Origin of the sequence: Caballeronia insecticola, assembly GCF_000402035.1 — a bacterium.
Lineage (GTDB): Bacteria > Pseudomonadota > Gammaproteobacteria > Burkholderiales > Burkholderiaceae > Caballeronia > Caballeronia insecticola.
The window spans coordinates 661463-676151 of the sequence record NC_021294.1 but is presented as its reverse complement, the minus strand read 5'-3'; the positions used below and the strand labels follow the sequence as shown (position 1 = coordinate 676151).

At 63.8% G+C, this 14689-nt stretch carries 16 protein-coding genes; 4 read left to right on the top strand and 12 right to left on the bottom strand.

Going from position 1 to position 14689, the window contains the following annotated elements; translation table 11 throughout:
- Positions 1-101 precede the first annotated feature (101 nt).
- The 9 genes from BRPE64_RS17210 to BRPE64_RS17170 form a co-directional block, all read right to left on the bottom strand.
- Positions 102-1037: an aldose epimerase family protein gene (locus BRPE64_RS17210; protein ID WP_044042368.1), complete on the bottom strand. Its 936-nt coding sequence runs from the start codon at positions 1035-1037 to the stop codon at positions 102-104.
- A gap of 51 nt (positions 1038-1088) precedes the next feature.
- On the bottom strand, positions 1089-1997 hold the full coding sequence (locus BRPE64_RS17205; protein WP_016354763.1) for an ABC transporter permease: 909 nt from the start codon (positions 1995-1997) through the stop codon (positions 1089-1091).
- Positions 1997-2860, bottom strand: a complete 864-nt coding sequence (locus tag BRPE64_RS17200) for an ABC transporter permease (RefSeq protein WP_016354762.1) — start codon at positions 2858-2860, stop codon at positions 1997-1999. The genes BRPE64_RS17205 and BRPE64_RS17200 overlap by 1 nt, the downstream gene beginning before the upstream one ends.
- Positions 2857-3933, bottom strand: coding sequence for an ABC transporter ATP-binding protein (locus BRPE64_RS17195; protein WP_044042737.1), 1077 nt, complete (start codon positions 3931-3933; stop codon positions 2857-2859). The genes BRPE64_RS17200 and BRPE64_RS17195 overlap by 4 nt, the downstream gene beginning before the upstream one ends.
- 105 nt (positions 3934-4038) lie before the next feature.
- Positions 4039-5211, bottom strand: a complete 1173-nt coding sequence (locus BRPE64_RS17190) for an ABC transporter substrate-binding protein (RefSeq protein ID WP_016354760.1) — start codon at positions 5209-5211, stop codon at positions 4039-4041.
- Positions 5212-5724: 513 nt separating this feature from the next.
- A complete protein-coding gene (locus tag BRPE64_RS17185) occupies positions 5725-6417 on the bottom strand; it encodes a FadR/GntR family transcriptional regulator (protein WP_016354758.1) in 693 nt (230 codons plus the stop codon).
- A 155-nt stretch (positions 6418-6572) separates the two neighbouring features.
- Positions 6573-7409 (bottom strand): BKACE family enzyme, encoded by an 837-nt coding sequence (locus tag BRPE64_RS17180; RefSeq protein WP_016354757.1) that lies wholly within the window; start codon positions 7407-7409, stop codon positions 6573-6575.
- Positions 7410-7605: 196 nt separating this feature from the next.
- Complete coding sequence (locus BRPE64_RS17175) at positions 7606-7887, bottom strand: DUF3303 domain-containing protein (RefSeq protein ID WP_016354756.1); 282 nt, start codon at positions 7885-7887, stop codon at positions 7606-7608.
- 219 nt (positions 7888-8106) lie between these two features.
- The gene (locus BRPE64_RS17170) at positions 8107-8469 is read right to left on the bottom strand and encodes a hypothetical protein (protein ID WP_044042736.1); all 363 of its coding nucleotides are present in this window, start codon (positions 8467-8469) and stop codon (positions 8107-8109) included.
- A 258-nt stretch (positions 8470-8727) separates the two neighbouring features.
- Between BRPE64_RS17170 and BRPE64_RS17165 the strand changes: the two genes are divergently transcribed.
- From BRPE64_RS17165 to BRPE64_RS17155, 3 genes are read left to right on the top strand one after another with little or no spacing between them, the layout of a single operon-like run.
- The gene (locus tag BRPE64_RS17165) at positions 8728-9030 is read left to right on the top strand and encodes an EF-hand domain-containing protein (protein WP_044042365.1); all 303 of its coding nucleotides are present in this window, start codon (positions 8728-8730) and stop codon (positions 9028-9030) included.
- Positions 9031-9042: 12 nt separating this feature from the next.
- Positions 9043-9756 (top strand): response regulator, encoded by a 714-nt coding sequence (locus tag BRPE64_RS17160; RefSeq protein ID WP_016354752.1) that lies wholly within the window; start codon positions 9043-9045, stop codon positions 9754-9756.
- Positions 9753-11153, top strand: a complete 1401-nt coding sequence (locus tag BRPE64_RS17155) for an ATP-binding protein (protein ID WP_016354751.1) — start codon at positions 9753-9755, stop codon at positions 11151-11153. Before BRPE64_RS17160 ends, BRPE64_RS17155 begins: the two co-directional genes overlap by 4 nt.
- On the opposite strand, the gene BRPE64_RS17150 is transcribed toward BRPE64_RS17155, so the two are convergent.
- From BRPE64_RS17150 to BRPE64_RS32925, 3 genes are all read right to left on the bottom strand, one after another.
- Positions 11125-12276, bottom strand: a complete 1152-nt coding sequence (locus tag BRPE64_RS17150) for an acyltransferase family protein (protein WP_044042364.1) — start codon at positions 12274-12276, stop codon at positions 11125-11127. The two genes, BRPE64_RS17155 and BRPE64_RS17150, sit on opposite strands and share 29 nt — an antisense overlap.
- Before the next feature lie 109 nt (positions 12277-12385).
- On the bottom strand, positions 12386-13771 hold the full coding sequence (locus BRPE64_RS17145) for a polyhydroxyalkanoate depolymerase (RefSeq protein ID WP_016354749.1): 1386 nt from the start codon (positions 13769-13771) through the stop codon (positions 12386-12388).
- The gene (locus BRPE64_RS32925) at positions 13768-14004 is read right to left on the bottom strand and encodes a hypothetical protein (RefSeq protein WP_144063431.1); all 237 of its coding nucleotides are present in this window, start codon (positions 14002-14004) and stop codon (positions 13768-13770) included. The genes BRPE64_RS17145 and BRPE64_RS32925 overlap by 4 nt, the downstream gene beginning before the upstream one ends.
- On the opposite strand from BRPE64_RS32925, the gene BRPE64_RS17140 reads away from it, so the two are divergent.
- Positions 14003-14656: a glutathione S-transferase family protein gene (locus BRPE64_RS17140; protein WP_016354747.1), complete on the top strand. Its 654-nt coding sequence runs from the start codon at positions 14003-14005 to the stop codon at positions 14654-14656. The genes BRPE64_RS32925 and BRPE64_RS17140 overlap by 2 nt on opposite strands.
- Positions 14657-14689: the final 33 nt, after the last annotated feature.

The window sequence follows — 14689 nt, the reverse complement described above, 5'->3', positions numbered from 1 at the left end:
CCGCATGAACAGGGATGCTTGCCTCGTCGTCGGAGGCTTTTTGCCGGCGAATGCATCGCGCGCGCCCTCGATGCGCGCGCGGTCCGTCATGGAAGCGCGCGTCAGACGGCGGCGCCGTCGCGCGGGGCCGGGTTCGCGCCGGCTGCCATCACGAGCGACGCCCGTATTTCACTATCTGGCTCAATGACGGCGATGCCCGTGCCGGTGACGCCCTGCGACGCGAGATTGAACCCGTCGCTGACGTGCGACACCGGCTCCACGCAGAGATAACCCGCGCCAGCCGGACAATGAACGACGACGTGGCTCAGTGGCTCGTCGGCGCGCAATTCCAGCGTGCGGCCATTCGCGTAATGCAAGGTCGCGCGGCCATCCCAACCGCTCAGATAACGCGTGTAGCCGTCCGCTTCGCGAACATGACGGCGCGCCGGTTGCTCCGTAGTCGGTTCGACTGCAATTTCCGCCTCATGACGCCAAAGCGTAGTCGTTTCGACTTCCGCTTCCAGCGCGTTGAAGTACGGATGAAACCCCAGCCCGATGGGCATCGGCCGCGACGAGCGGTTCACGACGCGCATCGACAGACGCGCGCCATCGGCATTCGCTTCGATCAGTTGCACGGCCTCGAACGCCCACGGCCAGCCGTGCTCGCCCTCGCGATGCGCATAGCGCAGCACGACGCAATCGGCTTCCTGAAGCTCGACGCTCCACGCCGCGAACTGGCCGAAGCCATGCAGCGCGTGCGGCATGCCGGGAAACGTCGCCAGTTCGACGATCGAACCATCCGCTGCCGCATAGCGCGAATCCCGCACGCGATTCGAAAACGGCACCAGCGGATAGCTTCCGCTCTTCGGCCACGCATCGCACGGCCAACTCGCGACCGTCACCGGCGCGAGCCATTCCTGCTCACCGCGCTCGTCCTGCGTGGCGAAGCGCATGATGCGCCCGCCCGCCTGCGGCGCGATCTCGATGATATGCGGGCCGCTCGAAATGCTTACGCGCGGCTCGGCTTGCAACTCTACGACTTCACGGAATTTCGTCACGACACGACTTCGATATGAAAAGAGCCCGCGCGTCTCGCGCGCAGGCAAACATTACTGCTTCTGTTCCTTCACGCGCGACACGAGTTGCGTCGGGCTCACGAACTGCAGCGCGATCAGCACCCAGACCATCGTGATCGCCATATAGATCATGGCCATGGCGTCGATGGACTGCGGCGCGCGCACGCCGGTGGAGAACACCGCGTAATACAGCGCGACGACAAGCGTTTGCGTCGTCGGCCCGGCGGTGAAGAACGTCAGTTCGAACATGCCGATGGTGCGCACCAGCACGAGCAGCCCCGCGGCGAGCATGCCCGGCACGAGCAGCGGCAGCAGCACGTAGCGGAAGTAGCGCGCGGTGTTCGCGCCGAAAATGCGCGCGGCCGACTCCAGATTCGGATCGATCTGTTCGATGAACGGCGTCATCACGAGAATGACGAACGGCAGTGCAGGCACCAGGTTCGCCAGGATCACGCCGGTCAGCGTGCCTGCGAGATGGAACTTGTACATGACCGTCGCCAGCGGGATGCCGTAGGTCACGGGCGGCACCATCAGCGGTAGCAGGAACACGAGCATCGCCAAGCGCTTGCCCGGAAACTGCACGCGCGCGAGCGCATACGCCGCCGGCACGCCGAGCACGATGGACAGCAGCACCACCGCGCCCACCACTTCGAGCGTGACGAGCAACACGCTCGACAGCTGAAAGTCGCTCCAAGCCTGCGCGTACCAGTGCAGCGTGAAGCCTTGCGGCAAGAGCGTGCCGAACCAGCGCGTCGCCACCGAATTGACGGCGACGGTCGCGATCAGCAGCAGCACGTTCACGAGGAAGAAGCCCATCGTCGCCCAGACGAAGCACTTCCATAGCCTGTCGCGCAGGCTCACTTGCTGTTTCATGATCTTGCCCGGGCTTTGATTCAGCGTGCCGGCTTGCCAGCCGGACGCTGCGCGGTTGTCGGTCGTCATTATCCTTTGCCTCCCGTCACCGGGCCCGTGTAGAAGAAGCGGCGCGCGCTCAGCATGCCGCCGACGACGAGCAACTGCACGAAGCCCATCACGATGGCGATGGTCGACGCGAGCGCGTAGTCGTAACTTTCGAATGCCGCTTCCGCCGCCGCGATCGAGATCACGCGCGTAGGACCGGCCGGCGCGCCGAGCAGCACCGCCGACGGAAACACCGAAAACGCCTGCACGAACGAGAGACAGGCGGTCATCGTGAGTCCCGGCAACAACAGCGGCAAATAGATCTGGCGAAACTGCTGCCACGGACTCGCGCCGAGCGTTGCGGCAGCGCGTGCGAGTGTCGGATCGATGCCGGTGACGTACGACAGCGTCAGCAGAAACGCGAACGGAAAGCCCGACACGATCAGCGAAATCAGCACGCCCCAGTAGTTGTGCGTGAGACGCACTTCGTCGCCGTAGAGATGCAGCGCCTGCAACGCCTGCGGAAACCAGCCGTTCGGGCTGAAGTACGTCAGCATGCCGTCCGCGATCAAGACCGTGCCGAGCGTGACCGGCACCACGAGCAGCGTCGTCACGAACTTCTGAAACGGCGACGTGCGTCTGAGCGCGAACGCGACCGGCACCGACACGCCCACGTTGATGACGGTCGCGGGCACGGCGAGTTTGAGCGTGACGATGATCGTCGGCCACATCGACGTGTCGGTGAAGAACGTGATGTAGTTGGCCCAGACGCTGCCGCCGTTCATCGGATTGAACGACAGCATGAGCCCGTACGCGAACGGATAGATGAACAGCGCGAGGATGAAGATGAGCGCGGGCGCGACGAGCCAGCCCTTCGGATCGCGCTGCGCGGGAAGCGCGATCATTTTTCTTCTCCGTAGACGAGCGTCTTCGACGGCGCGACGCGCAGCGAAATGCGCTCGCCTTCGCTGCATTCGCCCGCGATGCGCGCCCACAATTTGCCGAACGCCGTGTTCACGATGATGAGCGAATCACGCCCGCCGTATTCGACGATCTCGACGTGCGCATCGAACGCGTTCTCGGCGCCGGGCTCCGCGCGCTCCATGTCTTCCGGGCGCAACGCGACGCTCACGCTCTTGCTGTCGAAGCCTTCCATGGGCATGCCGAGCAGCCGCACGCCGTTTGCGTTCACCGCGACGCTCTCGCCCTGCGTGCCTTCGAGCGTCGCCTTCACGACATTGCGAAAGCCCATGAAACGCGCGACGTGCAGATTCTTCGGCCGCGAATAGACTTCCTTCGGCGCCGCCACTTGCTGCACGACGCCCTCCTTCATCACGACGATGCGATCGGCCATCGACAGCGCTTCATCCTGATCGTGCGTCACGTAGATGGTCGCGCGTTCGAGCTTGCCGTGAATGCGGCGGATTTCGGCGCGCATCTCGATGCGCAACTTGGTGTCGAGGTTCGAGAGCGGCTCGTCCATCAGCACGAGCGGCGGCTCGATGACGATCGCGCGCGCAATCGCCACGCGCTGCTGCTGGCCGCCGGAAAGCTGGCCGGGCAGCTTGGCGTCGTGGCCGATCAGTTGCACGAGGTTGAGCGCGGCCTTCGCGCGCTTCGTGGCTTCCGCTTTCGAGACGCCGCGCATTTTCAGGCCGAAGCCGACGTTATCCAGCACCGACATGTGCGGAAACAGCGCGTAGTTCTGAAAGACCATGCCGAAGCCGCGCTTCTCGGGCGGCAATACGTCGATGCGTTTGTCGTCGAGCCAGATGCCGCCGCCCGTCAGCGGCTGCAATCCGGCGATGCAGTTCAGCGCGGTCGACTTGCCGCAGCCCGACGGCCCGAGCAGCGCGATGAACTCGCCGCGCTGGATGTCCAGGTCGAGGCCCTTCAACGCCGCGAGCTGCTGCCCTTCGGCGTTGGTGAAGCTGCGCGAGACCGAGTCGAGGCGCAACTGCTCAAATGTGTGCTTCATGACGATTTCCTGATTTCCCGACGCTTCGTGCAAGCGCGGCGGCGCCCTCTCGTGAGGAACGCCGCCGCTTTTCGGCCCAACATCTTCGATACGAACGTGCTGCGCTTACTTCGTCTTCGCCGCGCCGATCTCGCGATCCCACTTCTGGAATGCCGCGACCATCGCCTGCGCGTTGAGCGGGACGACGTGCGGACGGTCCGCGAGCAGCTTCGCGTACTCGGGCCGGCCGAACTTCTCGATCACTTCCTGGCTCTTGGCGGGCGCCATCGAGAGCGGCACGTTCTTTACCGCCGGGCCCGGATAGAAGTAACCGTCGTCATACGTCAGCGCCTGCTGTGCCGGTTCGAGCATGAAGTTCATCAGCTTGTAGAGCACCTCGAGCTTTTCCTTCGGCACGCCCTTCGGGATCACCATGTAGTGGGCGTCGTTGACCCAGGTCATGTTGTCGAAGGCCTGCACCTTGAACTCCGCCGGCACGATGCCGAGCGCGCGCGGGTTGATGTCCCAGCCCGTCACGGTGACGGTCATGTCACGCGTGCCTTCGCCCAGTTCCTTCATCACCGCCGACGTGCCGCCCGGATAGTAGGGAATGCAGTCGTTGAGCTGCTTGAGGAACGCCCAGGTTTTGTCCCAGCCGTTGATCGGGTCGGTCGGGTCCTTGTCGCCGAGCACATACGGCAGGCCCATCAGGAACGTGCGGCCGGGGCCGGAGTTGGCCGGGCGCGCGTAGATCAGCTTGTTCGGATGCGCCTTGCACCATGCGAGCAGCTGGTCGGGCGTCTTGGGCACATCCGTGACCTTGGCCGGGTTGTATTCGAGAAGCGGACCCGCGGGCATGTAGGTGACTTCGAGACCGTAGCCTTGCGCAATGTCCTGCATCTTGCGCGGGCCGGGCGCGTATTTATCGAGCACGCCGGGGAACGCCTTCGCGTTATCGGGCAGCAGCTTTTCCCAGAGGCCTTGCTGGATGCCGGCCGCGAGCGCGTCGGTGCCGGTCACGACGAGGTCGATGTCCGAGCGGCCCGCGCCCTGCATCGCCTTGATCTTGCCGGGCAACTGCGGCGCCGGCGCGTTCGTGAACGTGATGCTCGACACGAGGTCGGGATATTTCGCCTTGAAGGCCTCGAAGCCCTTTTGCGTCAGTTGCAGATTGCCTGCGACGTCGACGATATTGATCGATACCGGATCGGCCGCGCGCGCCGCGCTCACGCCGAATGCCGTGCTAACGGCGATGCAAATTGCCGCCAGCTTGACGGACCGTCCTGCCTTGAAAGCCATTTTGTCTCCTCACTTTTCTCGCAACCATGGGTCGGGAAGAGGTCCGGTCGCTCAGTCGATGTTGTCGATTGTGTCGAGCGACGGCCTGTTTGTGCTTCGTTCTTTGTGCCGCGTTTTGTGTGCTGCGTTGTGGTTCGTCGTCTTCGCGGAGCGTGCATGCGACTTCTGTTCTTTCGGGCGCCGCGCCGCCTTGCGTCCCTCTTGGCTTCTGGAAGATGAAAAATAGCTAACGAGGTTATAGGATGTCAAGCAAATCCCATCGCTGCTGCACGTTACCGAAACCCCTCGGAGCGCCTTTAACCTTCGCCACCAATCGCTTGCAAGCCGTTCTCGGGAGATACCCCAAGGGGCCGTTACCTTGCTTTATTAACCGCCATTAACCGGAGTTTCCCAAGAGTTTCCTGCGTGTTTCCCGCCAAATCCGCCTGCTAAGTTGTCAAACAACTTTGATTGCGATTGGAAATTCCGAATCGATGGGATCGGGTTGTGTGACAACCAGCGGAGGCAGCGTAACTAGTCACCGAACATCCGGTCGAGCGCATTCTTGATATGGAGCTTCATCGCCTGCGCGGCGCGGGCGGCGTCTTTCGCCTCGATGGCCTTCAGGACGTCGAGATGCTCGTGCTGGACCAGCCGCTGCCGCTCGAGTGTCTTTCCCGGTGACAGGTTCCGCGACAGATTCATGCTGAACACGACTTGCTGTTCGATCGACAACAGCATCGTGACGAAGAAAGGATTTCGGGCCGCGCGCGCCACGGCGAGATGAAAAGCGAAGTCGTCCTGCACGCCGCTACCCACTTGTGCCTCGACGACGCGCTCCAGCCGATCCCACGCGTCCTGAATCGCGCGGATGTCGTCCGCTTCGGCTCGAACGGCCGCGAGTTCCGCCGCGCCCGCCTCGGTGATCATGCGAAATTCATAGCAACGGCGGATGTCAGACAGCGTTTCGAGCGGCGCGAAGCGGCGTGCATCCCTGTCCGGACGACGTCCGACGATCGTCCCCGAGCCGCGCCGCGTGACGATAATGCCGTCGGCGCGCAGACGCGCGAGGGCTTCGCGCACGGTCGGACGCGAGGTAGCGAACCGTTCGGCGAGCGCATGCTCCGTGAGGAGCCGGTCTCCCTCCTTGAACTCGCCTTCGCGGATGCTGTTGAGGATATCGCTATAGATCCGGTCGGCGAGGCCTGATGCATTACGCTCGTTCATGTTCGCGCGGATCCGTACTTGTCAGGAAGGAGCCTGAATTGTAAGGCAGATTTTTGACGCCGAACGCGTGTGGTTTTGAACGAAAAAAAATCGGCCGATGCAGGCATCGACCGATCCTTTGTTGCTGCGCTTCCTGTTTGCAGCGCGACGCGCCCTTATATCGACAAAAGCTCGCGCGCTTCCTTCGCCGTCGCGACGGGACGTCCATACTGCGCGCACAACTCCGCCACGCGCCCCACCAGTTGCGCATTGCTTTTCGCCAGCGTGTCCTTGTCCCAGCGCACGTTGTCTTCGAGACCCGTGCGGCAATGCCCGCCCATTTCGAGCGTCCAGTGATTCACCTCGAGCTGATGACGGCCGATGCCCGCTGCCGTCCACGTCGCATCGGGCAGATTCTTGCGCAACTGCTCGACTTCGAACTCGAGAATCTCGCGCCGCGCGGGGAGCGCGTTCTTCACGCCAAGCACGAACTGCACGTGCACCGGCGATTTCAGCAAGCCCTGGTTCACGAGATCCACGGTGCTATAGAGCATGGCCAGGTCGAAGATTTCGATCTCGGGCTTTACGTGATGGTCGAGCATCATCTGCGCGAGCGAGCGCACGAAATCGGGCGGATTTTCGTAGACGATCGTCGGGAAATTGACCGAGCCCGTTGCGAGCGATGCCATGTCGGGTTTCAGATCGAGCATCGCGCCGCGCTGTTCGAACGAACGGCCGCGACCGCCGGTCGAGAACTGAATGATGATGTCCGGGCAATGCTTGCGGATGCCCTCCTGCAATTCGGCGAAACGATGACGGTCCGAACTCGAACGTTCATCCTCGTCGCGCACGTGCAGATGCACGAGCGTCGCGCCCGCTTCGTAGGCTTCGTGCGTGCTCTCGATCTGTTCGGCGATCGTGATCGGCACCGCGGGATTGTCTTTCTTGCGCGGCACCGATCCGGTAATGGCGACCGATATCACGCAAGGTTCATTCGTCTTCGATTGAGTCACGCTTCGCTCCTTGGTGGCGCCGACCCGGCAACATCTGCAGGGACAGGGACGGCGCTCTTAAATTTGAACTAACTAGTACGTTTAACAATGTTGACGCATTGCGCGCCGCGCTGCAAGCCACACAAACCCTAACTTCCCGTCGCCCGATCAAAGCACGTGAACGCCCTTCGTATGACGAATAGCGTCGGCGCCCCGTTCACTGCTTTTGCGCGTCTTCGGCCAGCATGATTCCAACTTGCTCATCGGTGATGGCGGGCTTGATATCGAACATGAACAGATCGGCCCATTCGTGAGCCCAACGCGCGAGCGGCCCGATTTCGTCGACCTCGCATATGGCGATGCCCCAGATCGAGCCGATGGCATGCCATCGCCCCAGCAAGCGGATGCCGTCGGGCGGCGCGCCGCGGGTTTGCAGGAATCGCTCGGCCGCCTGTCTCTCGACTTCGGGCTGCGCCGTCCAGTTGACGATGAATAGCATGGCTCGATCCTCCTTATGGAACGCCATGAACCGGCGCGGGAGCACCGGGCTCGCCGCCGCATCGGAACGTTAGGGCGATGCGGTTCATTCAGATGCGGTTCATTCAGTATAGGAGGCGGCAACCCGCGCGACGGCGCATTGCATTCTGCGTATTGCATTACGCATTCAATCGGGTGGAGGTGCACTATCCTCTTGCCACGGTATCGGAGCGCGCCGGGTTCAGCGCAACACGACGACGGGCGCGGCGTACACCGGCTGCGCATACGTGACCCTGACGGCGGGCGCGACCGCGTAGGCGGGAACGGGCGCGGCCATGACGACGACAGGAGGCCGCGGCGGCGGAGGCGGCGGCGCGTTGACCATCACCGGCGCGGCGACAGGCGCCACGACGACGGTCCGCGCGGGCACGTAGTAATACGGTGGTCGCGGCGGCGGCGCATAGTAGTAGACGGGGCGCGGCGGCGCATAAACGACGGCGGGCGCGACGTAAGTCACCTGCACGCTCGTTCCGGCCACGGCGCTTCTCGCGCAAGTGAGGCCGATGGCGGTAACGGCGAAAACGCTCAGAAAACGGATGTTCATATTGAAGCCCTCATGCATGTCAAGGCGATGGAATCGGAGATCGGCATCGGTAAGTGAGCCGGCGATGACAACGATAGCCAAGCGCCGCGCAAAGCGTGAGCCATAACTTGTGTCGGCAGATGTCGGTGAACGCGCCCGGCGTCATGCATGAAATACGACGACATGATTCATCGCTTCCCCGAGATTGCGTTCGCTACGCGGCTCAATAGAATGGCATCAGCGTTCACGTTCGTTGGCATCCGAATCAGGGAGAGAACCATGCGAAAGATCCTTGTCTTGCTTGCTGCATGCGCGGCGTGCGTTACTTCAGGCGCGGCCCTCGCGCAAACCGCCACGCAGCCGATGGGCGCAAGCCCGCGCGTCGAACGCGCGCTCGGCCAGTTGCAGACGCGCTTCACGAGCGCCAACACCACGCACGACGGCAAGCTCACACGCGAACAGGCGTCCACCGGCATGCCGATGGTCGCCAAGCACTTCGACGAAATCGACACGCAAAAGAACGGCTACGTGACGCTCCCGCAGATCGAAGCCTTCATGCGCGAACACGCCGCGCAACGCTGATCCGGAGCATCCATGGAGACATTGCCGAAGATCATCGTGCTCGACGACGAAGCCGAGCTGCGCAACATGCTGCAGCGTTTTCTGAGCTCGCAGGGGTTCGAGGTGCGCGTCGTCGAGAACGGCAAGCGGCTCGACCGTTATCTGCAACGCGAGCCTTATGATCTGCTCGTGCTCGACTGGATGATGGAGCCCGAAGACGGTCTCTCGGTCTGCAAGCGCCTGCGCGCCGAAGGCCAGACCTTGCCGATCCTGATGCTCACGGCGAAGGGCGATCCGGTCGACAAAGTCATCGGTCTCGAAACCGGCGCCGACGATTACCTCGCCAAACCCTTTCTGCCGCAGGAACTCGTCGCGCGTGTGCGCGCCCTTCTGCGCCGCCAGAAAATCGCCGCGGGCGATCCGACGCACACGCAGCAAGTGCTTCGCTTCGGCGAGTTTCGCCTCGATCTCGGCAAGCAGACGCTCGAGCGCAACGGCGAGCCCTTCGAGATCCATTCCGCGCAGATGCAGTTGCTGACGGCGCTCGGCTCGTCGCCCAACCGCGCGGTGAGCCGCGACAACCTGATCGCGCGCACACGCGGGCGCGATCACGACGCGCTCGATCGCAGCATCGACGTGCAGGTGTTGCGGCTGCGTCAGATCGTCGAGGAAGATCCGGGCAAGCCGCGTTTCATCAAAACGGTGTGGGGCGTCGGTTACATGCTCCTCGCCGAAGTCGCGGCATGACGTCCGTGCGCCGGTTTGCACACATCAAGCCGCGCTCGCTCTTCGCGCGCAACATCCTGCTGCTCGTCGCGCTCGTGGCGGTGAGCCAGGTGTGTGCGATCGCCGTGCTGCTGCACTTCATCCAGACGCCGCGCATCGAGCGCGCGGCGGCCACGTTCGCAAGCTATATCGTCACGCTCGATACGCTGCTGCGCGCCACGCCGACCGCGGCCGCCAGCACCGCCGTCGCCCATCTCGACGTGCGCGCGGCGTTGCCGGAAGGCGCCGCGTCATCCGCGCCGGAATCGCGGCTGCGGTTCTATCAGACGTACCAGCGCAGGACGTTCATCGAAAGCCTGCGGCGTCACTTGCCCGCGGAGATGCTGGTGCGCTGGCAAGGCGCCGATACCAGCGGCGACGGCCAGCAGCGTCTGTGGATTCGCGCGCATCTGTCGTCCGAGCCGCGCTGGATCGCGCTGCCGGTGCCGGAAGCCGCGCACGACGACGGCCTCACCACCGCGCTTCTGCTTTCGCTCGGACTCGGCGCACTGGCCATTGCGACGGCCTATGTGATTCAGCGCCACCTGAATCGTCCGCTCGCGCATCTCGCCGATGCCGCGCGCCTCGTCTCGGCGGGCGGCGAGCCCGGCGTGCTGCCGACCGATGGCCCGACCGAGATCGCGCAGGTCAGCAACGCGTTCAACCGCATGACGGCCGCGCTCAAGGAGGCCGACGCGACGCGCGCGCTCATGCTCGCGGGCATCTCGCACGACATCCGCACGCCGATGACCAAGCTGCGCCTCGCGATGGCGATGTCCTCGGTGCCATCGACGGATGCGTCGTTCGCGCAATCAGCGGAAGGTTATCTCGATACCATCGACACGATTCTTCAGCAGTTCATGGACTACGCGGGCAGCGGCGCGAAGGAGACGCCCGTCGTCGGCGATCTCAACGCGCTGATCGCCAATCTCGCCGCCGATTTCGCCGGCCTCGGACACGAGTTCACGCTCGATCTGGGCCGCATCGAGCCGTTCGCGTTCCGCCCGATCGGCATGATGCGCATGCTCATGAACGTGATGCAGAATGCGGTGCTTTACGGCGTCACCGGACTGGAAGTCCGCACCTGGACCGATGAGCGGACGAAGCGCGCATGCATCGTGATTGCGGATCGCGGCAAGGGCCTCGGCGGCCAGGATCCCGAAGCGCTCAAGCAGCCGTTCAAGCGCGGCGGCGGCGAAGGTCAGCCGAAGGGAACCGGGCTCGGACTCGCGATCGTCGAGCGCATTGCGCGCCTGCATGGCGGCACGCTCGAACTGCGCGCGCGCGAAGGCGGCGGCGCGCAGGCGTGCATCGAACTGCCGCTGAATGCGCCGGATGCGTCCGGCCGGCTCATTCCCGAGCCTCGCGCAACGGCGTGAAATCCGGCGCGCTCGCGCCGGTGAGACGCGTGCGGATCGCGCGGCGCATCGGCTCCTCGTAGAAGCGGAACACCGCGACGCTCGCCCAAATCGCGAACGCGAGCACCATCCAGCCGTTTGCGCGATCGAAGCCCGCAAGCAGCGCGATATACGCGATCGGCACGTGAATCAGATACAACGAATAGCTGGCCTCGCCGAGCCTCACGAGTACGCGCGCATTCAGCAAGCCGAGCACCGGCCGCTCCAGCAGCGCAAGCCCGAGAATCAGCAGCGCGAAGAACGGCGCTTCCACATAGAAGACCGGCGAGAACGGATGCCACGCCGCCAGCACGATCAGTGCCGCGAGCGCGACGCAGACCGACGTCAACCCGAGCGCATGACGACCGGCGCGCCGCTCGCGCAGCGACAGAAACACAAGCGCCGCGCCGACGCCCAGCACGAACTCCGCGATGCGCAGCAGCGGCAGCGCGACGACGAGAAAGCCGCTGCGCGACACGGGCATCGTCGATTGAATCAGCACCGTGCCGACGCCCTGCGCAATCCAGATCCCGGCGCAGGCAAGCACGATCCGCTGCATGCCCTGCCCGTCGAGCTTGCGTAGCAGCCACGGAAAGAGCGCATAGAAGAACGCTTCGCACGACACGCTGTCGGACGGACCGTTCCACGGCTGATTGATCGCGGCAAACGGAAACCATGCGTTCAGCAACAGGAGCTGACACAGAAGGCTCAGCACGAGCGAGAGTTGCACGGAACTCTTGAGCGCGAACCATTGCAGCAGGCGCGCGGCATCGCCGGTATAGAGCAGCCAGGCCGTCACGGGCGCGACGAGCGCGAGTCCGAACAGCACCACGGGATAAATCCGCGCAAAACGGGCGATGTAGAACGCCCGCGGCCCGCTCGATGCAAGCGGCTCGCGATAGGTATAAGTCAGGATGAAGCCCGACAGTACGAAGAAAAGCGACACGGCGGGCCGTCCGCCATCGACGAAATCGAAGAAGGCCCGGTTCATCGGCAGAAGGCCCAGTTCCGCGAAATGCGAGAGCACGACCGTCATCGCGGCGATGAAACGTATGCTCGTCAGCGCGGGCAATGCGCCGCCAGTCGGTTTTGTCGAGGCGCCCATGTCGATCCCTTTTTTTGTCAAGGGAGACTAGCCGACCCCATAAGCGGCTTATGTTCGCCAGACGTCGTTTCTGGTGCAAATACGGGAAAGCGATGGCGCTACACGTCGGCTAAGCGTCTGCCGCGCGTGCATCGTCCGGATTGGCGATCGCCTGTTTGTCGTCACCGGGCGGCGCAGCGTGCGGCGTCACCGTCGATTCACGCGCGAGCGGCGCAATCGAATGCAGCGGCACCACCGGCTGCGCACGCGCGTTCACACCGGCCGGGCTCGGCTCGTTGTCGTGGATCAGCGCACGAATGCGCGGATAGATCTGCCGCTCCCAGCGTTTGCCGTTGAAGACGCCATAGTGCCCGACGCCCGTCTGCACGTGATGCGCCTTCAGATAAGGCCGCAGCCGGTCGCACAAATCCTGCGCCGCGAGCGTCTGGCCGACCGCGCAGATGTCGTCGCGTTCGCCTTCGACGGTGAAGAGCGCCGTGCGCCGTATCGCCGACGGATCGACCTTGCGCCCGCGCACTTGGAGCTGCCCGAGCGGCAGCGCGTGACGCTGAAAAACCGTATCGACGGTTTCGAGGTAGAACTCGGCGGTCAGGTCCATCGTCGCGAAGTATTCCTCGTAGAACTCGCGGATCGCGTCAGCGTGCGCCGGGTCGCCCTTCGCGCGCTGATGGTGCATGTCGGCGAACGATTCGATATGGCGCGCGAGATTCATCGACATGAACGCGCCCAGTTGCACGAAACCGGGATAGACGCGCCTGCACGCGCCCGCGAAGCCGAACGGCACCACGCTGATCAGATTGCGCTCGAACCATTCGATCGGTTTGCTCTTCGCAAGCTCGTTGACGCGCGTCGGATTCACGCGCGTGTCGATGGGACCGGCCATCAGCGTCATGCTCGCGGGTTCGGCGGGATCGGCGTCCTCGGCCATCAGCGCGACGGCCGACAGCGCCGCCACAGTCGGCTGGCAGACCGCCAGCACATGCGCGCCCGGCCCGATCGTCCCGATGAAATCGATGATGTGTTGGACGTATTCATCGAAACCGAAACGGCCGTGCAGCAGCGAGACATCGCGCGGATTGCGCCAGTCGGTGATATAGACGTCGTGATCGGCGAGCATCGTGCGCACCGTGCCGCGCAGCAGCGTGGCGAAATGGCCGGACATCGGCGCGACGACAAGCACGCGCGGCTGCACGATCGTGCTGTCGTCCTTGCGAAAGTGCAGCAGGTCGCAAAAGGGCGTGCGCGCCGCGACCTGCTCGACGATGCGCACCGGCTTGCCTTCGACCTCCACCTCATCGATGCCGAAGGGCGGGCGCATATGCGTATGCCCCGCGAGCGAGATCAACTCGCAGCCTGCCGCGAGATCGCGGCCGCGCGGCGTGACGGCGAAGGCCTGCCAGTGCCGTAATGCGCCCTCGACAAGTGAGGCGGCGTGGCGCATCGGCAGCATCGAATCGGACCAGGCCTGATAACCCGCGTATGCAAATGGATTCATTTCTTGTCACGCGGACGTCGCATGCACCACAAAGAGTACAAAACAAGGCAATAGCTATGCCAATCGACGATGCGTTCGGCGTTGCGGCTGTCGTGACGCACTTCGTCGATTGGCATGGGCTTTGCACCGTTCCCGGCGGCGAGCGCAATTTGCCGCGCTTTGGTGCGGGCGCGCACCGGAGCGTGCATGGTGCGCTGCGACCGCCCTGAGCCGACGTGCGAGGAGAATGACATGGCGAATGCCACGCTCACCATCAGCAGCAAAAACTATTCGTCGTGGTCGTTGCGCGGCTGGCTGCTCGCGAAGTTCAGCGGCCTGCCGTTCGAAGAAGTCGCGATGCCCGCCGACGATCCCGGCGCACGCGCCGAACTGTTGCTGCTGTCGCCGTCGATCCTTGTGCCGTGTCTCTTTCACGATGGCATCAAGGTATGGGACACGCTTGCGATCGCCGAATATCTGAACGAAGTCTGCCCGGACGCCGGCCTGCTGCCGCGCGAACGCGCCGAACGCGCGCATTGCCGCGCCATTTGCGGCGAGATGCACTCGGGCTTCGCCGCGCTGCGCTCCGCCCTGCCCATGAACCTCAAGGCGCACTTTCCCGGCTTCAAGGTATGGGCGCGGGCGCAGACGGACATCGAGCGCATCGTGACGATCTGGCACGAGTGCCTGACGCGGTACGGCGGCCCGTATCTGTTCGGCGAACGCACGTGCGCCGATGCGATGTTCGCACCCGTCGTCACGCGCTTCGTCACCTACGACGTGAAGCTCGATGCGGATATCGTCGCGTATGGCGAGCGCATTCTGGCGATGCCCGAGATGCGCCAATGGATCGCCGATGCGCAGCGCGAAGCCGAAGAAATCGACGAACTGGATATCGAGTTTTGAAGCTTCATGGCGCGCGCGGCGAGTTTTCCTTTC